Raw genomic sequence first — 25,604 nt, 5'->3', positions numbered from 1 at the left:
ATTTTCACCTGTTATACACCCAAAAATAACTTATTATGACCTCGAAAACAAATCTCAGAATTGCGGTAAGTATAATTACAATTTTAGCTGTAATATCTATTGGATTTAAATTAAAACCTATTCTTCACAATTATGATGGTTTCAATCCTGAAAAAGTATATAAAGTTAAGTATAGCTACTTTTTCAAGTCTGAAGAAAAGAACACCTATGTAAAAACATTTATTCCTAAGAATAATCTGAGACAACGAATTTCTCGAGAAAAAATTAATGGAGACAATACGTTGTATTTTAAAAAGCAACAAGAAAAGAATAATAACTCTAGGGCAATCTGGAGTACTACAGAGGATAAAGATAACTATCATTCTGTAGGTTATGAGTTTGTTTTTGAGGGTAAAGAAAGAAACTTTGTTGTTCCTAAAACTTTTAATATTACTTCTGGTAAATATAGAGAATACCTAAAACCTACTAAGAATATACAATCTGATGATGCTACTATCAATGAATTAGCTACTCAGCTTGGTCAAAACACCGAAAATGATAAAGAGGTTATCAAAAATATATTTGATCATGTTTCCAAAATCCCATCAGCACCAATCATTACCTTAACAGACGCACTTACGACCATTCGACAAAATAGGGCTTCCTGTAATGGAAAGAGCAGGTTGTTTGTGGCTTTAACCAGAAATCTTGGATATCCTTCCCGAATAAAAGGAGGAATTATTTTAGAAAATACGAATAAGAGAACATCGCACGTATGGGCAGAGGTGATGATCAATGAAACTTGGGTTCCATTTGATGCATTAAATGGCCATTTCGCGTATTTACCATCTAATTATCTCGAAATATATAAGAGCGATGAATTTTTGATCACACATACTTCGGGAATTCAATTTGATTATACCTATGAGATTGATGAGGTGAATCATATCGCATTTCTAAAATTGAATTCTGAAGAGATTAGATCATTATCTAGTATTTCTTTGTGGAATCTGGTAGAAGGTGAGGTTATCCCCAAGACCTCACTTAATCTACTATTATTATTACCAATTGGTGGTTTGTTAGTTGCTTTTTTAAGAAATGTAGTAGGAGTAAAGACCTTCGGGATTTTTCTTCCGGTTTTGATAGCATTTTCTCTATTACAAACAGGTTTTGTTTCAGGAATAATATTATTTGTGGTACTAATTTTATTGGTGGGATTGATTTCTTATCCTTTTGATAAAATGGGCCTATTGTATACTCCAAAACTAGTAGTTTCACTTACTATTATGGTCGGATTAATGATCATAGCAACTTCTATAGGATTGAAGTTTAATATTGCCTGGTTAACCACATTGACATTTTTTCCAACAATTATTCTAACCATTGCAGCAGAGCGATTTTCTAGAGCAACAGTCGAGGATGGATATAGATTAGCGATTGATAAGCTTTTTCAAACGCTATTGACTACAACAATCTGTTATGGGTTATTTTCTTGGGATGCTTTACCATCGGTTCTTATCATTTTCCCTGAATTTATATTACTAATCATCGTCTCAGCTGTGTTATTAGGAAGATATATAGGTATCCGATGGGTAGAATTTTATCGATTCAAGCCACTTTTTGAGTAATCTTCTGTTAAACAAAACATTAAAAAATATTAAGCATTATGTTTTCAATTATCCAACATATGAAATCACGCAAAAGAGCTAACGTAATTGGCTTAAACGAAAGGAATATAAAACTCATTTATCCGAACAATGAAAAGAAGCATTATCCCCTGGCAGATGATAAAGTGCTGACTAAGGAAATTTTACATCAATACAATATTCCCTGTGCAGAGACTTATGCTGTTATAGAATATAATAGTGATATCAAGAAGGCTTGGGAAGTATGTAAAAAATATACTACCATGGCCATAAAACCTGCTAATGGTTGTGGCGGTGGTGGTATTAAAATCATCAAAAAAGATCTAAAAGGTAATTGGATCAGTAGTGGCAAGGTTATCTCTGAACGCGAGATCTTTCAGCATATGGCAGCTACCATTATGGGTTTCTTTTCGCTAGGCTCTCATGATAGAGTTTTAGTCGAACAATGTATAGAACCTCATCCGTTTTTTCACGAAATATACCCTCAGGGAGTACCAGATTTTAGAATTATAACATTGGATCACACCCCAATTATGGGAATGTTGCGCATGCCAACAGATCGATCTGATGGCAAGGCAAATCTTCATCAAAATGGAGTAGGCATTGGTGTCGATATGGACAAAGGGACATTAACTGAAGTCTACGATGGGCACACATATTTTAACTACCACCCCGATAGTAAATATGTCGTAAACGGAGTGGCAATTCCATATTGGGATGAAATTGTCAAAATCTCAATTGACGCTGCAAAGGCTTTTCCTCTTAATTATCTGGGCATAGATATCGTAATTGATAAGTATAAGGGTCCTCAGATTATGGAAATCAATGTTAGACCAGGCTTGGGAATTCAACTGGTAAACAAAAAAGGATTAAAAAAAGCAATACAGGAGAAAACAATTAAGTAGAATAGAATACAAAAAAGGTATGAATACAGGAAGAATTATAATTACAATTATAATAACATTAACGGTTAATTCAATATTTGCACAAAGCAAAAGTAAATTTAATGCCGAAACACAAGGAGGATATGAGTATAACTATTTCAGAAGCCCAAAGGAGATAAGAACAGATAATGATGTGATATTAACAGATAATGATTTAATCGCAAGCAGCTTTTATCAGGATGTAGAGTTAAACTATAAATATCAATACAAATGGGATAAGAATCGAATCAGGTTTTCGGCTAACCCTTTTTCCAGGATATTTTATGAAAGTTTTGATGATAGCTATTGGAGCCTTAATGTCAAGGCAAATTATGATTATAAAATCACCAAAAAAACATTAGTATTCGCTGAAGCAAGATTCTTAAGAATGAATAGAGAAGGGTTAGGAGGAGAGCAAGATGTGTTGATTAACCCTTTGGGATATACCAATTATGGTGCAACTGCCGGTTTGGAGTTTGAGCCATTTAGTAATAATGAATTAAGTGTAGAAGGGTTTTATAATTTCAGGAATTTTGATGCTTTTGGAGTTCGAGACTTGCAGTTTAATGAATTTGGAGCTCAATTATCAAGTGTTCAGACTTTTAAAATAAATAGATTAAAACATAAATTAGGTGCTGTGGTGTATGTAAAAAAACGGTTATATGACACTTTTAATGCCAGCGATGTAGATGGTCCCAATGGAGAAAGAGATTGGGATTATGCTAAGGGAACATTTTTTTATCAATTACCATTTAGCAAGCAATTGGAGATAAAACCAAGTTTTTCATATTATGTAAGAATTGACAATTCTACTAATCGTTCAGGGTTTAGTCAATATGGTCCTGGAATCGCTATGAAATACAATAATGATAAAACAAAAATAAGAACTACATTTTCTTTTATTACCCGAAACTATGAAGAGATTGAAGCTAGAGATACAGAAGATTTGATAGGAGAAAAATTAAAATATGAATATGCTAATTTTCAGTTGAATGCTTCCCAAAAAATTGGAGGTGGATTTTCTGTAACAGCAACTATTTCCTCTAGAATCCGTAGCACTAATTATACAGATATAGATGCACGTTCTTTTAGGAATTATAGAAATCAATACGCCGGAGTTGGTGTATTGTGGGAGTTTTAAGATTTCTCCCAAACATGGTGGTTATTTTTTTGGTTAAGCGTTACTTTTGTAGCGCTTAACTTTTTAGTGAAACCCTGTTTTGAAAAGATTGCACTTGCAAGCTTTCAAAAAAGATCGGTTGAACTAATCCCGCTGAAGAGTGGGATCTCTATATATATATATTAATTTGAGGTTTATTAGATCATGGCTAGAGACGAACAATTAAAAGAAAGATGGGAGCTATTGGTAGCAAAACTATCAGCACAGTTTGCCGATGGAGAAGATCTGGATCTGGATGGCATTATTTACCTTATCGGAGTACAGGAATTAGGACAGGTACATCGCAAATTTAAAAAAGACGAAAAACTTGACCTTATGCATATTGCAATTTGTCGTCTTTTAGAACCCTATGGATATTATGAGTTTGATTATTTTGATAAAGAAGGGTGGCCACATTACAAAGTCAAGGAGCAACTACCTAACCTAAAAGCTGGGGAACAGTCCGTATTGATGAAAGAAGCAATTGTTCAGTATTTTCTTATAAGTGAATATATAGAATAATGCTATAAATAAAAAAATAGCAACCCCTATTTCTTAGAGTTGCTATTCCAGAGTAAAATTAATTCATAATATTTATCTGCTCATTGCATACCAACTGGCTGCTGGAAGATTACTAATTAGATTTTTCAATTTTTTCATGTCTACAATTAATACTCCAAAAAATAACTTTTTCATATCCCTAAAATTTTAAATTAAACAACAAGTCATAAACTTTTTCATCTATACCTGATGGTTTATTCTTTTATTGATTGCGAAGCATTTTTGGTTAAATTCTTATATAAGATTTACATACTTTAAACCTTATTAGGGTGTATCATAAAAATAATTAATAAAGGTAATTTGGTCAAGAGTTTTAACGGGCTTTAACGTACTTAAGAATACTTTATGTTAAGACATTTATAAGGTTTAAAAAGACAATAAATAGCGAAGGAAAAAATTATGAATATTTTATTGTCAAATACTCCGAAATCCTGGGGTGTAATTTCTGTATTTTAAGTTATATTCTTTAACTTTAAAAGAAAAATGCAATGATTTTCAGTGGTTTATACTTTTCTCAGATTCCCAATGATTCCGGTCCGATTTATAGAGAAACATTGATGGGAAGATTACCGGTGGAACCTTTTAACACGATTAGTAATCTTATCTTTTTGTTTATCATTATCTATTTTTCGATTCGGATTTATAAAAATGTCAAGCAACATACTTTTTTGGCTTTTTGTATTCCTGTTTTGACAGTAGGATTTATAGGAGGAACCTTGTTTCATGGAACAAGGAGTCATCAGGTTTGGTTGTTTATGGATTGGATACCTATTTTGATTCTGTGTTCTGCAGCAGTGTTTTATTTTATTTTTAAGCTTTATAAAAAATGGTGGCAAAGGCTTCTAGCACTCGTGGTGATCTTTACAGCTTCATTTGCTATAAGGTTTTTGCCCATTCCAGAGGTAATTCGGACTTCATTGGGGTATGTGATCACTGCCATAACAATGCTCTTTCCGATTGTATTATATCTTATAAAAACTAAAGGTAAAAACAAGGAGCTTGTAATTTTTGCGGTGTTGAGTTTTGTAACTGCAATAAGTTTTAGAAGCATAGATAAACTTTTGGATGCAGAAATGTTGTATATGGGTACACATTGGCTCTGGCATTTATTTGGGGGGATCTCGGTTTTCTTTTTGATGTTGTATACTTATAGAGATAAATTAATTGCGATTCAGAAGTAATATTTGAGCTTTCAGAAACATTAAAGATGTATTCAGAAAGTTTATGAATATTGTGAGACGCAGTTTTATTATTTTCGCCCTCTCATTCATCAATTTAATTTTATCAAATGAAGAAACTGGTTTTTAATATCTTGATTTTTGTATCTTTTTTGTTTGCATCTTGTGATAATGATACTGATGATCCATCTAATCCGGGTATAGAAATTGCAGAAACCATTCAACTATTAACAGATAATTCCTCTAAATCGTGGAGTGTTTCAAAAGCGTTGATCATCAATCCAAATAAAGGAACTTCTTTAGATATCTCTAATGAATCTAATATTAAAGATGATGTATTTATTTTTTCAACAACCATAGTTGATAACCCGAATTTGTCAGGAGAGCTAGCTTCTGTTATCTGGAAACGAAGAGAAGCTGTTAATTGGAATGCAACTACTAACGAAGAATTGTATAAAGATTTTTATGAAAAAGAATTAGTATTAGGGATAACAATTTCTAATCTCAATCCAGATACTTTTATAGGTTTTGAAGGCTTATTTGATTTCACTGTAGTTAGTGAGAATAAAATTATTGGTAGGATACGTGTAGGAGATTTCGTAGAAATGGAAATCACCTTAATTCCTTACACTGATAGTAATGCACCAGTAATTTCTAATTCTCTGGAGTTCAAAGAAATTGGTTTTTATGGAATTGATGGTATAGGAATTGGAATGACGAGTTCGAATCAATCAAATTCTTTGATAATCAGTAGAAGAGGAGATTTTGATTTCTCTATTTGCGATACAGCTCTAGAAGAAATAATCACTTATGATGTGGTTACAAATGAGTTTGTTCTAAAACCTTTTTGTCAACCTTCCGGTTTTTTTAACAAAGAACCAGAAATAGTTAATGGAAAACTTATAGTCGTTGCAAGCAATACTATTAATACTTATCAAACAAGTCTTACGAATAACCCAACATCAATATCAAATAATTTTACAACTGAAATATTTTCAAGACATAAAACAGCTTCTTATGATACGGATATTTTTATTGTAGGTTCAATGCTTAATACTGCTGGTGGGGGTGATACTTCTGAATTTTTATTTAAATATAATACTGTCTCACAAAATTTTGACGAAGTTGCCAGATTACCAGAACCTGTATTTTATGCTGATGCCGAAATAGTAGATGATAAGCTTTATATATTTGGTGGAAGTTCCAAGCATATCGGAGAAGGAGCGATTGATACAATATCTATTTATGATCTAAACACTGGGGAATGGCAGAGTTCATCAATTCCCAAAGCAGTTAATGCTACTTTTACCGATAGGTATCAAAACCTTATTTATGTGGGAGGTTATCGAGAAATTGACGGAGGAGTGTATGAGTCGTTCTTGGGGGTATTCAATACGACAGACGAATCATTTACCGAAATTTCTATGGAATCTGATATGGTAATAGATGATGTAATTAGAGAGCTTAAAATTTTGAATAATAAACTCTATTTGGTAACTGGAGCTATTACGGGCGGCTCGATCAAAATTTACGAAGCAGAATTAAACTAATTACAGTCAAATAAAAAATCAAAAAACGCTTTCTGAAAAGAAGGCGTTTTTTATGATTTAAATTCGTTAAATTTGCGGTTCTATTAAGCAATAGTGATGATTGACAAGATTAAAGAGTACATAGCTGAGGTTGATGAGTTCAAAGCCAAAACCAAAGAAGAAGTTGAAGCTTTCCGAATTAAATTTTTAGGTCGAAAAGGTATTGTTACCGAGTATTTTTCAGAGTTGAAAAATATAGCTTCTGAACAAAGAAGAGAGTTTGGGCAAACGGTTAATGCTCTTAAGAATGCAACTGAGAATAAAGTCAAGGCTTTTAAGGAGGAATTAGAATCCAAAGAGGAAGATGCAGGTAACTATGGGGATTTAACACGTCCAGCTGAGCCAATCGCTATAGGTTCACGTCACCCCATCTCTTTAGTCAAAAATCAGATTATCGATATTTTTTCACGAATAGGATTTAATGTTAGTGAAGGACCAGAGATAGAAGATGATTGGCATAACTTTACAGCATTAAACCTACCAGAATATCACCCGGCACGTGATATGCAGGATACTTTCTTTATACAGACTGATCCTGATATTTTATTGCGTACACATACTTCGTCTGTTCAGGTGAGGTATATGGAAAATAATAAGCCACCGATTAGAACAATTTCTCCGGGAAGGGTATATCGTAACGAGGCTATTTCTGCGAGATCACATTGTTTTTTCCATCAAGTGGAAGGACTTTATATTGATAAAGATGTCTCGTTTGCAGATCTGAAGCAAACATTACAATATTTCACCACAGAGATGTTTGGTAAGTCTAAGATCAGATTACGCCCTTCATATTTTCCATTTACTGAGCCAAGTGCTGAGGTAGATGTGTATTGGGGGTTAGAGACCGAAACTGATTATAAAATGACTAAAGGAACCGGTTGGTTAGAGATTATGGGATGTGGAATGGTAGATCCTAATGTCTTAAAAAACTGTGATATTGATCCTGAGGAATATAGTGGATTTGCTTTTGGGATGGGAATTGACCGTATTGCACTGTTATTATATGGAATCTCGGACATCCGTATGCTTAGCGAAAATGATGTACGTTTCTTAGAGCAGTTTAAGTCTTCGTTATAGATTAAAAATGAAGAAAGATATTGAAATACCAGTAGTAGAAAACGTCTACGTTGCTGTAGTTAAAGAATGGAATGAAGATTTTTTAGCACAGGATTGGAACGCTTATATTATTAATGATCGAGAGACTCCTATAGAAATGGTTTTGGTAGTGACTAAAGGGTATAAAGATGACCAAAAAACATCTTTGCTACGTCACGGTATCGGAACTGTTGAAGCTAAATCATCTGCCAAAATAGAAATGATCCAGGAAGAATTATTAGCTATGAATAATGAATTTGCTGTTACTTTTTTTGCTGATGGAAAGCTATATGATAAGAAATACGTCTTCAGAAAAAATACCATTAATGAAAATGCTTTTCAGGATTTACCTGTAATGGAGCAGCGAGGAGTTTTGGTAAAATAAACCAATCTTTAATCTTCAGTTTTTAGACTCAACAAAATAATCTATAGAGTCAAATACATGATTAGGGTCTATAGCATCTAGTATAGAAACAATTAGTTTTCCAAACCCCGAAAGTGTGTTTTGCACCTTGTTTTTGCCAAGTACACTCGATATGGTTTCGTCTCTATTACCAAATTTATAACCTTCTTTTTTAATCCATAGAAGGTTTAATATATGTTGCATAATTACATTACCTAACTGATCTATAGAAACTGCTATTTCTAGGAAATAACCTCCTAATCCTTTTAAAAAACCTGTAAATAGCCTATAAAAGAAACCATATACAAAACCGATAGGAATCGTAATTATAAATAGTATAATAGAAATGAGAAAGAGTAAAAGACCTACAAAAATGTTGACTTTTCTTTGTGTTTGTTGGTTATTGCTTGGAGTATTCATGATGTCTATATTTTTTGAAGTAATAGATTTTCCAAAGTATAATCCAGTGTAAAGGTATAATATCTAAGGAGTTATCATGAAGATAAGAATTCTTTTTAAAAAAAGCCGAAAACATTTAATTTCCGGCTTTTCTGATGAAATATTTTTTTGGGTATGATTATTCTTTGATTTCAAATGCGATAGGTAATGAATACATCACACCGACATTAACTCCATCGTGTACTCCTGGTGTCATCTGAGGTAATTTTTGGATAACACGAATAGCTTCGGTTTCTAGCTCGGGTTGTGGTCCTCTTGCCTTCACATCTACTATTTTACCTTTGTGGTTTATCTTAAATCGTACATAAATTCGTTGTATTCCTGTTAATTCAAGTTCATCTCCAAGCTTGGTGTTGAATTCGGAACCAACAAATTGAGTGATTTTCTGCGTAAAACACTTTTTGGATTCTGACTCAACCAAGCCTTCGCAACCAGGAAACCCAGGTACTTTTTCGATAACCCCAAAAGGTATTTCAGCATCTTTTACCACATCTTTATAGGCTGGATTGGATACCCCATTTTTTGTAGTTAACATCGCAAGCAGTTTTAGAGCTTTTTCCTCTTCTTCGCTGATATTGCCCTGGATTTCAATTTGATGGTGTACGGCTTCAATTTTTTTGATTAAGTCACTTTTGGATGCATTATCCGTTTGTGCAACTGAATCTTGCGTACAAGACGTATAAACCAGCATACTACAGATTATAGGTACTAATAGTAAATACTTTAATTGAAAAATTTTCTTTGATTTTGATTTTTGTAACATAACTATTCGGTTTTTGATTAATGAATGATTAAAAAATGTATTGATAAATGAAACTCTTTCTGTTTGAAAGATTTGAGATAATAAATTCTGATAATATTCTTTTTCGTCTGTTTCGGCAATGGCCTTAGCATCTGCTATATACTCCTGAAGTGTTGCCATTCTGTTTTGATAGATATACACTAATGGATTAAACCAGAAGATGATACGTAAAACTTCGAAAAAGAGTAGATCGGCAGAGTGATATTCTTTTACGTGAATTTTTTCGTGTAATAAAATGTTCGTCTTTTTAGTTTCAGAAAGTGATTCTCCTAAAAATATGGTATTAAAAAAGGTAAAGGCAGAACTGGTATTAGGTAATGAAATCAGATTAAAATTATCTATTCTAGTTTTGATTCCTTTTTGTTTAAGCTTTAGGATTGTAATAATCTTGTAAGTGAAAAGAAATAAGCTTATAAGCATTCCTAAATACCACAGATATTCAAATACTTTAGAGATTGTGATGAACTGAAAAAAGGTGTCTGATGATCCAATCAACACTTCTGGGAGTGATATTTCTTTGTTAGCACTACCTATTAATATTGCTGGTAGTTGTATCTGATACTCTTTTGGAATACTTTTTTGTATCACTTCTATTTGTACAAGTGGTAGTACGAAACTCAGGACATGCGTTACTAGAAGATAGGCTCGGTTCCAGTTAAAAAAGGTCTCTTTTTTAAGAAGCAGATCATAAACCACCAGAAAAAGTAGTTGAAAAGCCAGGATTTGTAAAATGTAGTGTATCATTTTTCTTTTTCTTTATTGATTCCTTTTAGGGCTTCTTCCATTTCCTCTATACTGATATCGTTCCTTTTCATAAAAAAAGAAACCATACTCTTGAAGGATCCTTGAAAATAACCATCTACCAACTTGGTTATACTCTGATTGCTATATTCGGCTTTTTTAACAAGTGGGAAATAGATATGAATTCGTCCTTCCTTTCTATAATTCACAAAACCTTTATCTTCTAATATTCTTACAATAGTAGAAACAGTATTATAGGCCGGTTTAGGTTCAGGCAGTTGCTCAAGTATAGAGACTACGCTGCCTTCATCTAAATTCCAGAGAATTTTCATAATGTCTTCTTCTGCTTTGGTAAGTTGCTTCATGCCTAATGTAATTTGTTTTTGGTGAAAATTCTCAAACTAAAACCTTAGTTTGAGAATGCTAATATAAACTAAAATATTAGTTCGAACTAATATTTTAGTTTGAAAATGAATTAAAAATTACATTTTACCAGTAAAAAGAGTAGGAGAGTATGTTGTAAAAATTAGTGATATAAGGCTATTGAGCCATTTCGTAAGCTTCTTTTAGCCAATTGATAAGTTCTGTATCTACCTCATCATCTGAGGTAAGTTTTACTCTATGTGTACACATGGTACCAAAAGGACCGGAGTTTTCTAAACGATCAGTGATAGGTTTTCCTTTAAGCTTTAGTCCTAAATCAATTCTGGTTTTAGTAGCTGGTTTAATTAGGGCAAATTGCTTTTTTCGGATAATACTCACACTTCCTTTTTTGGGAGTTTTAACTACATCTTTACCAAAAGTATCTACCGCCGCGATTAGTTTTTCATAGATAGGCTTCAGACTTTCTTTGCCCTTATATTGATTAGTCAGTAAGTCTTCAGACGTTTCGTTATTATCTTTTGAGAGTGTTACTATAGTATTTGCAAAACCGTGGGTTACCCCTTGTTGTTCTTTAAGAAACTTGACTCCTTCACTATGTTTAGTAAATGCTTTGGCTTGTAGTATTTTTTTCCACTCGTCTAATGACTTACCAGTTTTTTCCGGCATATTGTCAATCATTGTTTGTAATGCTTTGTCCATAAATTATAGTTTACCAGGCACCTAAAATGGCACCCATAATGGTTAATGATATTGTACAATATCCGGCGTTGATAAGATAAGCTTTTAAAGATTGCATCTCGAATATATACAATATACCTAAAAAAGTAGCGACCCACCCAAATCCTGCAAAAAATCCTGCCATAGTACCAAAGGTCACATCGGCCTCTATTCCTATAAATAATTCTAGATTTAATGCTGCGATAAAAGCTAGCAATATAGATATTCCAAAAGTCTTGGGTACGCTTCTCTTTTTTAGAACTTCTTCTGAGAAGTTAAATAGTTTCATCCAGGTACGTCCGAAGAGAGGACCATACCAAATACCACCTAGAACGAATGAAGATAATGTGGCAATAAATACTGATAACCAATTAATGTTTCCGAATGAGGTTGCTAAATCCATAAAAATGATGTTTTGATAAAGCAATGTTAACAAAACACTTTTTACGGATATAGTAAAAAATTAACCTTCGCGATCTAGCGGAAAGAAATTAGGCTCATCATCGTTAAAATCTCTATATATAAATTCTTCAGGATTAAAGCCTGAAAAGTGTTTAAACTCTTTAATAAAATGAGATTGATCCGCATATCCACATTGATAAGCGACCTGAGACCAGGATATTTTTTCTTTTTGGTGTATCTGATGTAAAATTTCGTTGAAACGCAAAATGCGTTGAAAATACTTTGGTGTTATGCCAATATACTTCTTACACTGATTAATGAGGTGTTTCTGCGTATTGGGATATTTTTCGATCACCTCAGCGTAATTAGTAGCAGAGGTTTTTTGTAATTCTTCTAGAACGGTAAGTAATGCGTTTGGCGGAGTTTTATTAGTGTCAAACCGATGCGTTAGCCACTTTTCAGCAGCAACGAATTTATCTTTAGAATCATTTTGAGTATAAATTTCTTCCCTAAGTTGTATGATTTCTTCTCCTAATATATCTTCGGCTGGTAGAATTCTTTCATTCAATTCCTGAATAGGAAAATGAAAGAAAGGATAAGCACCGAAGGGTTTAAACTGAATCACAAACATTTCTGATTTCTGGTGTGCTGAGATCGAAATGTAGTTTTTATGCATTCCGGAAATCCATACTTTGGTAAAGGTGTTATTGGGTTTTAGTGTTTCGTTATCAAAAGTATTCCTGGGTATATCATCCAGCTCGAAGATGATGAAAATATGTCCCGTGGGCACAACTCTCTCGATAGAATGATCCGGAATAAAATCTTTGAAGTGAAAAACAGATTCGATATATTGATTTATCGGAGAAACTATATTATGTGTTTCGAATAGCATAGTTTTGAGATTTTATGGTTGCACTTTTTGGATAACCGGTTTAAAGGCAGAAGAAGTAATGATCACCGTATCTCCTTGTTGGAGTGTCTTGACTTCAGATTCCTGTGCGGTTATATGAACCAGGTTTGTTCCTATTAATACACTGACTTTATGAGTATCCTTTTCTTTTTGTATGTCTATTACCTCTCCAAAAAGTTTCAGCTCGCTATCTACTTTATTATTTGTGAAAATTTCCAGAGGAGTACCGTGTCGTTCTATTTTACCTTGATCTATACAATAGACCTGGTCTGACATTTTGATAATTTCCGAAATATTATGACTTACCAGAATGGTGGTGAGCTGGTATTTTTGATGCACTTTGAGAATATAATCTTGCAATTTGATCCTCATAGCAAGATCTAATGCCGAAAGTGGTTCGTCAAGTAACAAAATTTCTGGTTGTTGCACCATTGCACGAGCTAGGGCGACACGTTGTTTTTGTCCACCAGATAGGGTTTCGGGTTTTCTATGTTGTAATTCTTTTAATTCTGTGATCAAAATTAATTCCTCAACAATGCTTTTATCCTGAGTTTTGGATAAAGCAAATTCCAGATTCTGGCGTACGGTCATATTCGGGAACAAGGTATATTCCTGAAATACAAAACCGATATTGCGCTGTTGAGGTGAAAGATTAATCTTTTTTGTGGTATCCAGCCAGGGTTCTTCTTTTACCTCAATTTTTCCTTTGTCTGGTTGTAGTAGGCCTGATAGCATTCTAAGGATTGATGTTTTTCCGGCACCTGATGAGCCATATAAAGTAACTAATTGTCCTTTTTGGATATGTAATTTTACATCAAGTACCATTTTTCCTTGTGTCGCATTCAGGGTTTTATGGATATTGAGCTCGATCATTTCCAGAAACGTTTTAGATATCCCCCATTGGTAAGATATACAGCGAGTAAAATGATAAAAGTAATGGCAAACAAAATCAAAGAATAGGTATTGGCAGCACCATAATTCAAGGCCTCCACCTCATCGTATATGGCAATTGACGCCACTTTAGTTTTCTCCGGAATATTACCTCCAATCATCAATACAACACCGAATTCTCCTATGGTATGTGCAAAAGCTAATACAATTCCTGTTAAGAGAGATGGTTTGATATTAGGTAACAATATTTTGAATAGAGTAGTGCGTTTAGACTTCCCTAAAACATAGGAGGCTTCTAGTAGAGAAGGTGACAAACTCGATAATCCCGATTGAATAGGGTGTACCATAAAAGGTAAACTATATAATATAGACCCGAGTACTAAACCAGAAAACGAAAAGATCAAACGTATGCCCAACCACTCATTAAGCCAACTACCGAAAGCATTTCCGGGACTGAATGCCATCAATAAATAAAACCCTAATACCGTGGGAGGTAATACCAGAGGCATGCTCACTAAGGTTTCGATAACGGGTTTGATTCGTGATTTTGAATATGCCAACCAATATGCCAATGGCACAGAAATGACCAACAAAATAATGGTAGTCACCAATGCGAGTTTAAAAGTAAGAATAAGCGGATCCCAGTCGATCATTAGATATTCTAGTTGTGTTCAGGAACTAAATATCCGAAATCTTCCAGTATTTCTTTGGCTTTAGCCGAAAAAAGAAACTCGTAGAACTTGATAGCCTCCGGATGTGCGTCTTCATGATCAATTAAAACCACACCTTGAATTATGGGTTGATGTCCTGCCTCTCCAACCTTCATCCAATGTCCTTTTTCTTTTATTTCAGGAGCTAAGATTACGGATTCGGCTGTAAAACCGACTTCAGCAGATTTTGACATAACAAATTGATTCACTTGTGCAATGCTTTCACCATATACCAGCTTATCTTTGATGGTATCATAAATATTCCATTGTTGTAAGACCTCTATTGCTGCTTTCCCATAAGGAGCAGTTTTAGGATTGGCTATGGCGATATGATTAATATTAGGGTCTCTTAAAGTGTTCATAGAAAGTTGAATTGTATCCTGTGCGGTCCACAATACCAACCTTCCGTAGGCATATATTTTTGGAGGATTCATAGAAAACCCACTATCATAGACTTTTTTGGGATATCTCATATCCGCAGAGATAAAAATATCATAAGGAGCTCCTTCTTTAATCTGTGCAGTAAGTTTACCAGAGGAGCTGATTACCAAATCACAGTCAATCCCTGTTTGAGTTGCAAAAGTTTTAGTTAACTCTTTTATTGCAAATTGCATATTGGCGGCTGTCGCAATAGTAATATGATCAGATGATTCTTGCTGACAAGCACTAAAAAGTGCAGCGACTAGGATAATGATGACCAAATGGAATTTTATCATAATACACTATAAGAAACCTATAGCCGAAAAATACAAAAAGCTGTGATACTCTAGATAATTGTTTGGTTTATTTTATAAAGTTCCTCATTGTTTTCTTTGGTTGCAAACAGATTAATGGTAGAGTAGTAGAATAGTAAATTACCTGTTAGAGGTTTTTCGAAAATATCCTGCATATTGTTGTAACCCTGTATTCATCATCTCTATAGTTGCTAGACTGGTGATTGTAGCCCCTGAAATTCCATCGATTTGTTGATTTCCTTTAGAAATGTTTTTACCTCCTTGCAGTAATCCGAAAGTGGGATTTATAAAAGATATATCAGTATCCTGGAACTGGTTTTCGAAGGAGCCTAGCGTTATACTTGCACCATACCCTTCAGATTCTCCTTTATGGTCAAATGCTACCTTAAGAATTTTCTTTTTTAGGCGATCCACCATAATTTTAGCCCAGATAACATCCATATATCCTTTGCCAGTTACTATAAGTATTGCTTTATCAGTGTTCAGTATTTCAAAAACAGGTAGCCTATCGACTTGTTTAGATTTGGTAATATCCTTGTATAGCTGTACCGCTTCTTCGATATGGATTGGTGTTGTATTTCCTGAGGAATCGACAGCTTTGGTTATCAATAGATTGTTGATATCTACATTTTGTTTAGTGTTGATTTCGGCAAATTCCAAGATATCTTTTAAAATCGGTGATATTTGGACTTCTTTTTGAGGCTCTGCCTGCGACTTAGAAACATCCTGTGTGTTGCTTTCAGATTGTGGTTTGCAACTAAAAATTAGTGTACAAAATATGATGCATAATACTATCGTTCTCATGAGCCTAGATTTGTGTTTACCTTATAGGACAAAAGTCGTTAACGCAGATTAGGATATCAATGATTTTTGTCAGTTGATTGCATCTTCTTTTACTATCATAAGTATTTTTAGTCAATTATTCTTACAAAGCACAACCAATTCTTTCTACATTCTCACATATTTCCTCTATGTTTTCTGCTTGTCCCAAACATATTTATATAATCAATAAGGTAATTATTTATCTATTCTATTAACTGTTCATCTATCCACCCATCGAATTCATTAGAATATATTGTGAGAGTTTCTTGCGAATGATGTTTTACTTGAATCACAAATCTAAATCTTACTGGAAAATTACCTTCTATACCTGGAGTTAAAAAGGTTAAGACTTTGTCAGATCTTACAATTTTATTTTTAGTTCCATTTGATACAAATCAAAATTCTTTGCCCAGAAATCTTTTTCAACTTTCACTAGTTTGAATCCCATTTTTTCATAAAACTTATAAGCGATTTGGGATGTCCTGACAATAATCAAATCAATTTCATTATTGTTATTCAATTTATTAATTCTGTATTCAGTCAATTTTCTTCCGATGCCTTTACCTTGCATATTAGGTTTAATAAAATCCCAAGAAATTCGAGCAATTCTTTCTGTTGGAAAGTAGTTAATTCCGCCCGCCCCAATAATTTCATTATTTTCTTCCACAACAAAATAATCTTCCACTTCATTATCGAGATATTTCTTTAAGCTCTCTTTTTCAGTTTTATCAAAAAATTTAGGCGTATTTAGATCTAACAGTTTAAGAACTGAATCTTTGTCATTGGGTGTGTAAGGCCTTATTTTCAAAATGGTGATTTAATTTAGTACTAATCGTTCTGATATCATTACAGAGTATTGATAATTGATTTTGTTTATTGGCCTTTGTCGATTTTAAACCATAATTTGTATTACTCTGTTTTCAATTTCATTACTTGCTCTAATAGTCCAGGTAAACCACTCGAGTTAATATTATCATTGTTCCAGAAACTCATAACACAACTTACATAATGCTCTCGTATTTTTTCTGAAACATAATAAATGGTTAATGTTTTTCCTCCCGACATTCCTGCCAATAAAGATTTTACACCCGTAAAATCATAGATTACTTTTTTTGCTGTTGTAGGCACTCCTTCAAATTCAATAGCAACAGTCTCTTCAGAAATCACTTTTCCACCTTGTTTTGTTTTTGTTCCAAGAAGTTGATAGTGGTTCGCCTTTTTGGCACTTTCTAAACTGCTATGCAATGACCAATTCATTTGTCCGAAATAAGGACATTGTACATTATTTATATTGATCCAGCCACAACTACTATCTAGTTGTATAGTTCTACCTGCAAAATTTATAGAACTTGCCGATACTTTATCATAGTTTTCTGATGGGATACTATTATTCGCTACCCAGCCAATAGTTTGTTTAATAAATGATTTTGGTACTTTTTCGTAAAATCCAAACCAAAACACCTGAATTCTACCTTTTGGATTTTCGATGAAATAATATGTGCTATACTGTGATAAGCTGTCAGAAATTTTATCTATGCTAGCTGTGGTTATATTTTTGAAATCAATTTTATCATCAACAGAAGTTGTTGCGTTTTTTAACTTATATTTTCTCAGTACTTTTTTTAGGTTTTTTTCAGTAAAATCGTAATTAAAAATCTGACTTGTAAAATCAACCCCATTTACATTATAAAAAGTGGTTCCGCTATTGCTTATGCCTCTTAGGTGATCTATAGCAATAGTATCGAACTGAGCAAAACACCAAGAACCTATAAAAAGAAAAGTAAAAAGGAATCTGTTTTTCATATTTATTATTTAAAGGTTTCTTGCAGGGTGGGTTTGCTTTGTAAAGGAACCATATGCAATATACGAATTGTTAGTATTGATTCCTTAAACCGGTGTAATCGGTTTAGAACTACTTAATCCTGTTTTTCAGCTCCAAAATAATTTTACTTTCTTTTTCTGTCTGCTTCGGAATATTATATGAGCTCCAAAAAGCTGCATTATAGTCTTTAGCTTGATTTTCAATACTAGAACCAATATCCATGTTTCTTGTAAACGGATGGTTTTTTACCTCATCAACGATTATATTATTTATAAAAAGCTCTTTTTTAGGATACTGGGTAAAAAGTAATTTGTTTGATTCCAGGCCTTTAAAAATTTTCCAGGTATCTTCTTCTTTCTGATATTTTAAAAACATTTTTCCATTATACTCTTGGTATTCCAGCACCAAATTATAGAACATTTGATGTGCTCCATTTGTAAATCGTCTTCTCCAGGACTTTTTATTTTTTGCTTTTCTTGTTAATTCAATTTTTACAAAGGCAAAGGTTTCAGTATCTATAAACAATACGGCGTTTTGAAAAGGCTTATCGACACCTGTTATTTTATAAACTAGGCCATTGCTATAGGGTACAATACTTTCGAGATCATATTTCCATCCGTTTTTTCCTTTTATAGGACCGTAATCAAATCTGATGAAATCATCTTCGATTAGATCCATAATTGAGTTTTTTCTTTCCCATTGTGCATTCCAGGGATGTTTTTCGGCCAAATAATTTGTTTTTACCTCTAATAGTTCTACCTGAGGTTCTCTTTGGGTTTTATAGCCTTGGTATAAAAATTTGGCTGCACATTCCAGGTATTCTACATAGTTATCATCTTCTTTTTGTAGATCTCTTATGTATCCTTCTAAGATATAAGGTGTGTTGGGATAGTTGTTAGGGATTTGTTTATATGCTTTTTTTACAATTTCTTTAGCCGTTAATTGTTTCTTCTTAGTTGCTGTGATCACGACTTCATTAAGATTACTAATTTCTGCACTTAATACTATATTTTGATGCGTTACAAAATCATCAATTTTTCTCTCTATAGATTGGTATCCCAAACAAGATATTACTACAATATTTGATTGGTCAACATCAGAAACATGAAAAATAAATTCACCGTCTTCGTTGGAAACGGTACCTATGGCTTGTCCTTTTAGGTATATCGATGCTAGCGAAATAGCTTTATTATTCTCTTTATCCAGAACTCTTCCTGTGATAGTTTTCTGATTGTTTTGCGCAACAATTGCAATTGAAAAAAAGGCGATAATAGCAAAAGAAATGATGGTCTTATTCATAGTATGCAGACGAATCAAATGTGGTTTTGTTACTGTTCTTACCATATTCGGTAAGATATATGGTCTGCACAAGTTAAGAATTAGACTTTAATACCATGGTAAGGGTTATAAAGTGTATTGTGAGATTTATTTTTTACTCATAGCACCAAAATAAAAAAAGCTATCATAACAATATCATAGCTTTTTTATTTTATGATCTCCACTTCATGTTTTCACTGGTGGGATGCTCACACTAGTAGTGAAAGCAGAAGTAAACTAATACGTATTTGATTACTTCATGTTATACCCATTGACCACTACGGTAGTCAGAGCATACGGTACCACAACAGTATACTTCTCTTAAGTTTCTAAAGATTTCATAGCAATAATCCGGACCACCACCGCGTAGTTCCAGTTGTGAGTTTTTGGATAATGTTGTAACCCCTTTAATGTCTAAAATAGATTTCATAATAATTGGTTTTAATAAAAAATAGCCCTTTTAGGTTTATGTTAGAGGAGTATGAAATGTTACCTTGTTTCGTAGAATCGGTAGATGTTTTTTGGTTTTGGTGGATTGATTTATTCAAATTTTAGGATTGATTTTCTATACACTGTTTCACTATATTTCTCCATTAATTCAAACTCATTATTTTCTTTACTTTTTATTGCTATAATTATATCTCCACCGATCTCATACATTTGTTCATCTGCCATAAAAAAGACTCTTCCTCCGCTCAATCGCACTCCAAAATTATTAAGCTTAAACTTTAATTCAGAAAAGGTTGTGAAATGTCTATCAAAATTATCTTTATGTGTTGAGATATACTCTTTTATATAGACTGTCTTCCCTTTAAATGAATCACATTTTTGATAAAATAACAGTAGTTGCTCTTTAAGTTCTTTATTCATTGTTATTTGTTATCTCTGGGTTTTGTCTAAGCTGCGTTGTACTGCAAAATCTTCTCACCATCACATTCCATTAAGGTAGCGGTTGCAATATACCATTATCGAGTGGGTTTCAATTATTAGTTATGGTAAAGTGATTGATCACATGGATAGCAGATTAATATATTAGACTTCTTCCTTTATCATTTCTTTTTTGAGTTCAATAATTTCTGAAAGGGTCTTCATCTCTTTTATGACGCTTTTTCTTATAAAGAAAATCAAGATAATCGCTATAAAAATATACGAAACATCCATTAGAATCATTTGCCAAGTATCAAAATACTTACTAAACTCCGGAGAGATCATATAAAACCCTATGCTATACAGTATAATGATAACAATTGTAACAGGCCCATGAATCCTTTTCCTATAGTCGTGAAAAGCAATAGTATCCTCTGTATTTTTTATGGCATTGTCGACCATATCAATCTTTTTAGCTTTGGAAACACTAATAGCTTCTATGAGTATTCGCACTACTATTCCGCCGATCATCAGCCCTACACCAATTCTACTTAAAATTTCTTGTACAGGAGCTAAGAAATAGAAAAATGCAATTAGCATGACTACTAATAGTGATAATACGATGATGTTTCCATAATGAAACTTAGTACTGAACCTCTTTTTTGTATTGATATCAGCTATCGCTTTATCAAGATCGAGAGGACTGTTCTCGATATCCTTTCTATTTTGTTGCCATAACCCTTGCAACTTTTCGAATTCATTATTCATTTTCTAATATTTTTTTTAATCGTTTTTTGATTCTGTGTATCTTAACTCTCAGGTTGGTAGGTTGGATACCCATTACTTCAGCGATATCATCATATTCTTGTCCATCCAATACCATCATTATAATCAACCTATCTAATTCTGCCAGTTGTCCTATGGCACCATATAATGCATTATTTTGATCATTGACACCAGTCTCCTCCATAGTTAATGTATTCACCACCTGATCAATTCCCAGTTTATTTTTTTTCTTCTCTTTTCGCAGATATTGTAAACAAGTATTTACTGTTATTCTATAGACCCAGGTTTTATGCGCAGAGTCTCCTCTAAACTTTTCCAGAGCGTTCCAGATATTTATAAAAACTTCTTGCGAAAGATCATTTGCCTGATCATGATCTCCTTTTACATATCCTAAGCACATCTGCAAAACCATCGCGAAGCATTGTTGATATAGCTGCTCGAATTGTTGTTGGTTCTTCTTAGTCATTGGCTAAAAAAGTATTTACTTTTTGATAAAATAGTTCTGGTTGATCAAACATAATAAAGTGTTTGCTATCCGGTACCATTTCGATGGTTTTTTGAGATAACGAAGCATATTGCTTTTCAAAATTACCTTTGGCCATTTCTAACGTAGGAAATGATGCCCCTAGAATCAATGTTTTTGCTTTTACCTTGTCTAATACATTTCTAAGATCCAGTTTTAATAAGTCTGTATATCCATACACATACGTTTTGCGATCAGCTTCCAGCATCCAGTTTAGCAGTATTGCTACCTTATCTTTATCATTGGTCATATTCTGAGCCATAAAAGAAACACTTTGTTTAAATTGTTCTTCACTCATATCCAGCATTTGTTGATTATACGGGCTGTCGTATTGTATCTGACTTACAGGTACTCCCGGCATCATGAGTGCTCTCATACAAGGTATAGAATCCACCAGTATCATAGCGGTTATAGTATCCGGTAGAGCAGCAGCAATATCTACCGCCAGGTTACCACCCATGCTATGGCTAATGATGTTTACATTATTAAGTTTTTTATCTTTTATATAAGCGATCAATTCTTTTTTAATAGTATCATACCAGGGCATCGCAATTGGAGTATTGCCATTGAATCCAGCATAAGATACCAAGTGATGTTCTCCTTTTTGCTCTAAATTCTCTATAGTTTCATTCCAGATAGATCCGGGATTCGTAAAACCGGGTAAGAATAGTATTGGATTTCCTGCTCCCGAAACTTCTACTTTAATTGCCGAAGACTGCGCAAAACAGAAACTTACCATTAATAATAAAACGAAGGTGATTTTTAAATTTTTCATGATGTTTTATGTTTTTGATTTTACCCTTTGATGCAAAAGATCAAAAATTGTTACACCACGGTGAATTTTTTTTTGAAATGAATAGAGATTCCTAAAAAACTATCACAGTAATTTTTTGATACTCGTTATATGAGAGAATAGTACTATCGGAACGATAACGGCCGGTAACCAAACGAACGGAAAATAAGCAACCCCAATATTAGGCTGATCAAATGCTAATTGCTGAAATGGTGTTTGCGCACTTAGTACTGCTATGGTTAGTATATTGATTAGAAGTCCCAAACAAAGAAAATTCCATATTAGTAACCATGTTCTGCGTTTGTTCTTAATGAAGAAATAAGCAATCGGAGCAGTAATACCAGAGATAATATCCAGATTCCATCCTTCGAAGGTCATCAATACAGGAACCAAGCCATCCAAAAAAACCAGGTAAAGTACAATTTCGACAGGAATTCTAACAATATGTAATACAGTTAGCCATTTAAGATCCAAATCATTTATAAATGTATTGTACTTTTTTACTAAAGTAACCACCAGCACCAAAAGTAATCCCGGGCCCAATAGAAAAATAAACCTGGGAGGACTTGCATCTGTATTTTGATAAAATCCTATAAAAGCTAATACTCCGGTAATCACCATCCATATTAGAATCCCGATACTTATTTTTTTGTTTTTTGTGGCTTTGTAGAAAAACCATACGGTGAGTAGCGTTGTTAATAAGATGGTTATATACGCAACGTTGATCTGTATTTCCATGTCAAATTATGTTATAGCTATTACAAAATTCGGAATCTATAGCCGAAACCAACTTGACAAATGGCAAGAAATCAAAGGATAAATGGTATTCCATCATCTTTTTCTTCGTAGTCTGCTTAAGGTACTATCGGTAATACCTAAATAAGAAGCTATATTTTTTAAGGGAGCATATTGTATGATCTGGGGTTTGGTCTGTATTAAATTTTGATATCGTTTTTCTGCCGTTTGGTTGATCATAGCATAATTTCGCTTTTGGGAGGCAATAAATTTTTTAACCAGCATAGCTCTTCCAAAATCTCTAAATGCCGGCTTGCCGTGAAACAGCCGGTTTAACTCCTGATAAGAAATCCTGAGCCCTTCGCAATCGGTCACAGCTTGTATATAAGCTTCAGCCGGTACACGGTTAAAGAAAGACGTAACTTCAAAGACAATTGTGTTTTCCACAAAAAAATCTATAGTGACTTCATCTCCATTCAAATCATACAAAAAGGTACGCATCAACCCTTTTTGCAAGTACAGGTAATCATCACTTATTTCTTTGGGCTGCAATAGAAATTCTCCCTTTTTTAGTGTTACAGGGTGAAAAGCATTGTTGATTGCTATAGCATCCTGTTTTTCTAACGGCACATTGTTTAGTATAAATTCTGATAATTCCATAGGGTGTAGTACGCTATATTATTGATAAAGTAAGTAAGGTAGAAAATGTTTTTAAAATTCTGGAGTAAACTTTTTTAGGACGAGATATTTGTATTGTAACGAGCGAGATATTCTCGATAGCCGACGATTGTGTTCTATATCTTAAATATCTAATATTTTTTTCAAATTTTCCGTAGAAAATTTGAAAAACCAGCTACAAATCAATGTAACTGGTTCTTAGTATTTATTTTTTACTCATACCGCTACGAAGTCACAGACATTCGCAGAGCATCACTCTTCGGAGAGCGGTGGCTGTCATTTTAGTAACAATCTCTTTACATTATTTAACTATACTGTTTTTAAGGTACAACACACTTATTCGTGGCACGGAAAACATTTCCGCGCTATCATATCCGAGGAATCGGGTTTTACCATTGAAATCAGGGAACGGGACTTTATTTTGTCCAAAATTGCCACCATTTTTTATTTAATTTTCTCTTTTTGTTCTCAACTTCTCTTAATTTTGTTTCTTCTTGCTCTTTTTTGTATTTAGCAATATTCTCAGCAATCTGTTTCTCCCACTTTTCATCTTCAAGTCGCTCTTCTTCAGTATAAGTTCCATTGTCTTTTCTTAATTCTTTAGAACCAGAAAAAGCTATATCGGCAGCACCAACATCAATAACTCTTTCTTTATGCATTATTATTCCTAAACCATGTTCTTCATCCCATGGACAACCGCATTCAAATCCAACATAGCTTAATTCATCTTTTTTATCATCTAAGATGTGAATATTACCTATTCCAATTACTTTTTTGACATCATCAATATTTTGAATTTTGGGAAACCCAAACTCTTCATCAAATTCAGTTATATCATAAACTTTCATCAGTTTTGGATAATATTCGATTATACCTAGACAAAGAGCATTTAATACATCGGTCTGATTGTTATTGAAATATTCTAAAGCTTTTTTTTGAAACTCTTGCGGTTTTTCAAAATCATATTCTTCAATATGAATTCCTATAATTCCATCAGAGTCTACAGTTTTAGCCATTGAATAAGTACCAGTTTCTCTAAATTCTTTGATTTTTTCAAACCGTTCTTCTAGATACCACTCTTCTCCTTTTTTAAAGTTAAGTTCAATCATTCTTTTTCATATTACTACTACTGTGTATATTATTACCTTTTGATCATTAGTTGTCGTCCCATCCGATAGAGGTGTTGTATGGTTTCTTCGTTAGATTTTCCTTTATGATATAGTCGAGTAATCCATTGATAGATTGTACTTTCATAAGGTTCTCTGCGAGCAACGGATGCAAAAAACCTGTCGCTCTGGATGTGTAGTGTTTTTAGAACAGCTATAATGTAGCTATAGTAGCGCTCGTCTTCTTCTATAGTCATGATGTGTGATATTTCCCCTTTGTTTTATATTTGTAAAACGGGGTAATTTACACTTTATTTTCTAAATGGTAAATACCTTGAGGTAAGCCTCGCCAATAAATGTTTAAAGTTTGAAAACATATTCCTATAGCTTACCCAGGAGAAACCTACTGTTTTTCGACAAATGTTTTAAACTGTTGCATCCATTTTTCTCCTTGCTTTCGATAAATACTTGGGAATAGGATAGCCATTAGTTTCGGCAAAACCCAATTCATTCTGATGTATTCATATTCGTATTCATATCGGGTTTGGTTTTCACTAATTTGGATAAACGTGCATTTCATAGTGTTGTCCATATGCTTATGATAATAACTGGCTTCAAATGAATCTGGAAGGTTATTTTTGGTAATTATCTCGGTTAAGATCATATCACGTTTCCCATACTTGTAATACATTTTGGATTTTGCTCCGTTTTGACCTGCAACACCACTAATCAGCTCTTTTTTTATAAATCCATCCTGATATTCTTTGTTGTAATCCGAGTTCATAAATAAAGCTGTTACAATCTCTCTTGATCTATCAATAATGACTGAGCCCTGGTACTTCATAATGCTATGTGTTTAATTTATTAAGGCA

Annotated in this window: 31 protein-coding genes; 8 read left to right on the top strand and 23 right to left on the bottom strand. The window is 33.4% G+C overall.

Annotated features, from left to right (window positions below; all coding sequences use genetic code 11):
• Positions 1-35 precede the first annotated feature (35 nt).
• From J8M14_RS18835 to J8M14_RS18800, 8 genes are all read left to right on the top strand, one after another.
• Positions 36-1,607, top strand: a complete 1,572-nt coding sequence (locus J8M14_RS18835; protein WP_211076374.1) for a 7TM domain-containing protein — start codon at positions 36-38, stop codon at positions 1,605-1,607.
• Positions 1,608-1,666: 59 nt separating this feature from the next.
• On the top strand, positions 1,667-2,530 hold the full coding sequence (locus J8M14_RS18830) for a sugar-transfer associated ATP-grasp domain-containing protein (RefSeq protein ID WP_211076373.1): 864 nt from the start codon (positions 1,667-1,669) through the stop codon (positions 2,528-2,530).
• Positions 2,531-2,549: 19 nt separating this feature from the next.
• A complete protein-coding gene (locus J8M14_RS18825; protein ID WP_211076372.1) occupies positions 2,550-3,689 on the top strand; it encodes a hypothetical protein in 1,140 nt (379 codons plus the stop codon).
• A 183-nt stretch (positions 3,690-3,872) separates the two neighbouring features.
• Positions 3,873-4,229: a hypothetical protein gene (locus tag J8M14_RS18820; protein ID WP_211076371.1), complete on the top strand. Its 357-nt coding sequence runs from the start codon at positions 3,873-3,875 to the stop codon at positions 4,227-4,229.
• A gap of 527 nt (positions 4,230-4,756) precedes the next feature.
• Complete coding sequence (locus J8M14_RS18815; RefSeq protein WP_211076370.1) at positions 4,757-5,449, top strand: ceramidase domain-containing protein; 693 nt, start codon at positions 4,757-4,759, stop codon at positions 5,447-5,449.
• Between the two features lie 107 nt (positions 5,450-5,556).
• Complete coding sequence (locus J8M14_RS18810; RefSeq protein ID WP_211076369.1) at positions 5,557-6,996, top strand: kelch repeat-containing protein; 1,440 nt, start codon at positions 5,557-5,559, stop codon at positions 6,994-6,996.
• A 96-nt stretch (positions 6,997-7,092) separates the two neighbouring features.
• Positions 7,093-8,112, top strand: coding sequence for a phenylalanine--tRNA ligase subunit alpha (gene pheS / locus J8M14_RS18805; protein ID WP_211076368.1), 1,020 nt, complete (start codon positions 7,093-7,095; stop codon positions 8,110-8,112).
• A 7-nt stretch (positions 8,113-8,119) separates the two neighbouring features.
• Positions 8,120-8,515, top strand: coding sequence for a hypothetical protein (locus J8M14_RS18800; protein WP_211076367.1), 396 nt, complete (start codon positions 8,120-8,122; stop codon positions 8,513-8,515).
• A 15-nt stretch (positions 8,516-8,530) separates the two neighbouring features.
• On the opposite strand, the gene J8M14_RS18795 is transcribed toward J8M14_RS18800, so the two are convergent.
• From J8M14_RS18795 to J8M14_RS18685, 23 genes are all read right to left on the bottom strand, one after another.
• Positions 8,531-8,953, bottom strand: coding sequence for a hypothetical protein (locus J8M14_RS18795; RefSeq protein ID WP_211076366.1), 423 nt, complete (start codon positions 8,951-8,953; stop codon positions 8,531-8,533).
• Between the two features lie 157 nt (positions 8,954-9,110).
• Entirely contained in the window at positions 9,111-10,538 is a 1,428-nt protein-coding gene (locus J8M14_RS18790) for a M56 family metallopeptidase (RefSeq protein ID WP_211076365.1), read from the bottom strand.
• Positions 10,535-10,900, bottom strand: coding sequence for a BlaI/MecI/CopY family transcriptional regulator (locus J8M14_RS18785; RefSeq protein ID WP_211076364.1), 366 nt, complete (start codon positions 10,898-10,900; stop codon positions 10,535-10,537). The genes J8M14_RS18790 and J8M14_RS18785 overlap by 4 nt, the downstream gene beginning before the upstream one ends.
• A 175-nt stretch (positions 10,901-11,075) precedes the next feature.
• Positions 11,076-11,618 carry a DUF4287 domain-containing protein gene (locus tag J8M14_RS18780; RefSeq protein WP_211076363.1) on the bottom strand — a complete coding sequence of 181 codons (543 nt, stop codon included), beginning with the start codon at positions 11,616-11,618 and terminating at the stop codon, positions 11,076-11,078.
• 10 nt (positions 11,619-11,628) lie between these two features.
• Positions 11,629-12,039 carry a DUF1761 domain-containing protein gene (locus J8M14_RS18775; protein ID WP_211076362.1) on the bottom strand — a complete coding sequence of 137 codons (411 nt, stop codon included), beginning with the start codon at positions 12,037-12,039 and terminating at the stop codon, positions 11,629-11,631.
• Positions 12,040-12,099: 60 nt separating this feature from the next.
• Positions 12,100-12,930 carry a helix-turn-helix domain-containing protein gene (locus J8M14_RS18770; protein WP_247672702.1) on the bottom strand — a complete coding sequence of 277 codons (831 nt, stop codon included), beginning with the start codon at positions 12,928-12,930 and terminating at the stop codon, positions 12,100-12,102.
• 12 nt (positions 12,931-12,942) lie between these two features.
• Positions 12,943-13,821 carry an ATP-binding cassette domain-containing protein gene (locus J8M14_RS18765; RefSeq protein WP_211076361.1) on the bottom strand — a complete coding sequence of 293 codons (879 nt, stop codon included), beginning with the start codon at positions 13,819-13,821 and terminating at the stop codon, positions 12,943-12,945.
• The gene (gene modB / locus J8M14_RS18760) at positions 13,818-14,489 is read right to left on the bottom strand and encodes a molybdate ABC transporter permease subunit (RefSeq protein WP_211076392.1); all 672 of its coding nucleotides are present in this window, start codon (positions 14,487-14,489) and stop codon (positions 13,818-13,820) included. Before modB ends, J8M14_RS18765 begins: the two co-directional genes overlap by 4 nt.
• Before the next feature lie 11 nt (positions 14,490-14,500).
• Positions 14,501-15,265 (bottom strand): molybdate ABC transporter substrate-binding protein, encoded by a 765-nt coding sequence (modA, locus tag J8M14_RS18755; RefSeq protein WP_211076360.1) that lies wholly within the window; start codon positions 15,263-15,265, stop codon positions 14,501-14,503.
• Between the two features lie 138 nt (positions 15,266-15,403).
• Positions 15,404-16,087 (bottom strand): FMN-binding protein, encoded by a 684-nt coding sequence (locus J8M14_RS18750; RefSeq protein WP_211076359.1) that lies wholly within the window; start codon positions 16,085-16,087, stop codon positions 15,404-15,406.
• A 379-nt stretch (positions 16,088-16,466) separates the two neighbouring features.
• Positions 16,467-16,913 (bottom strand): GNAT family N-acetyltransferase, encoded by a 447-nt coding sequence (locus tag J8M14_RS18745; protein ID WP_247672700.1) that lies wholly within the window; start codon positions 16,911-16,913, stop codon positions 16,467-16,469.
• Between the two features lie 101 nt (positions 16,914-17,014).
• Positions 17,015-17,908: a hypothetical protein gene (locus J8M14_RS18740; RefSeq protein ID WP_211076358.1), complete on the bottom strand. Its 894-nt coding sequence runs from the start codon at positions 17,906-17,908 to the stop codon at positions 17,015-17,017.
• Positions 17,909-18,017: 109 nt separating this feature from the next.
• Positions 18,018-19,271 (bottom strand): carboxypeptidase-like regulatory domain-containing protein, encoded by a 1,254-nt coding sequence (locus J8M14_RS18735; protein WP_211076357.1) that lies wholly within the window; start codon positions 19,269-19,271, stop codon positions 18,018-18,020.
• 235 nt (positions 19,272-19,506) lie between these two features.
• A complete protein-coding gene (locus J8M14_RS18730) occupies positions 19,507-19,674 on the bottom strand; it encodes a hypothetical protein (protein WP_211076356.1) in 168 nt (55 codons plus the stop codon).
• A gap of 110 nt (positions 19,675-19,784) precedes the next feature.
• Complete coding sequence (locus J8M14_RS18725; protein WP_211076355.1) at positions 19,785-20,114, bottom strand: hypothetical protein; 330 nt, start codon at positions 20,112-20,114, stop codon at positions 19,785-19,787.
• A 162-nt stretch (positions 20,115-20,276) separates the two neighbouring features.
• Complete coding sequence (locus J8M14_RS18720) at positions 20,277-20,879, bottom strand: hypothetical protein (RefSeq protein ID WP_211076354.1); 603 nt, start codon at positions 20,877-20,879, stop codon at positions 20,277-20,279.
• Positions 20,872-21,363 carry an RNA polymerase sigma factor gene (locus J8M14_RS18715; RefSeq protein WP_211076353.1) on the bottom strand — a complete coding sequence of 164 codons (492 nt, stop codon included), beginning with the start codon at positions 21,361-21,363 and terminating at the stop codon, positions 20,872-20,874. Before J8M14_RS18715 ends, J8M14_RS18720 begins: the two co-directional genes overlap by 8 nt.
• Positions 21,356-22,195, bottom strand: a complete 840-nt coding sequence (locus tag J8M14_RS18710) for an alpha/beta hydrolase (RefSeq protein WP_211076352.1) — start codon at positions 22,193-22,195, stop codon at positions 21,356-21,358. The genes J8M14_RS18715 and J8M14_RS18710 overlap by 8 nt, the downstream gene beginning before the upstream one ends.
• A 102-nt stretch (positions 22,196-22,297) precedes the next feature.
• Complete coding sequence (locus J8M14_RS18705) at positions 22,298-22,951, bottom strand: hypothetical protein (RefSeq protein ID WP_211076351.1); 654 nt, start codon at positions 22,949-22,951, stop codon at positions 22,298-22,300.
• A 93-nt stretch (positions 22,952-23,044) separates the two neighbouring features.
• Complete coding sequence (locus tag J8M14_RS18700; protein WP_211076350.1) at positions 23,045-23,608, bottom strand: Crp/Fnr family transcriptional regulator; 564 nt, start codon at positions 23,606-23,608, stop codon at positions 23,045-23,047.
• 434 nt (positions 23,609-24,042) lie between these two features.
• Positions 24,043-24,735: a hypothetical protein gene (locus J8M14_RS18695; protein WP_211076349.1), complete on the bottom strand. Its 693-nt coding sequence runs from the start codon at positions 24,733-24,735 to the stop codon at positions 24,043-24,045.
• 32 nt (positions 24,736-24,767) lie between these two features.
• Positions 24,768-24,989 (bottom strand): hypothetical protein, encoded by a 222-nt coding sequence (locus J8M14_RS18690; RefSeq protein WP_211076348.1) that lies wholly within the window; start codon positions 24,987-24,989, stop codon positions 24,768-24,770.
• A 146-nt stretch (positions 24,990-25,135) separates the two neighbouring features.
• Entirely contained in the window at positions 25,136-25,576 is a 441-nt protein-coding gene (locus J8M14_RS18685; RefSeq protein WP_211076347.1) for an SRPBCC family protein, read from the bottom strand.
• Positions 25,577-25,604: the final 28 nt, after the last annotated feature.

This window comes from Aquimarina sp. MMG016 (assembly GCF_018100805.1).
Classification (GTDB): domain Bacteria; phylum Bacteroidota; class Bacteroidia; order Flavobacteriales; family Flavobacteriaceae; genus Aquimarina.
Note: the sequence above shows the minus strand (reverse complement) of the source record. Positions and strands in the feature narration are given on the sequence as shown.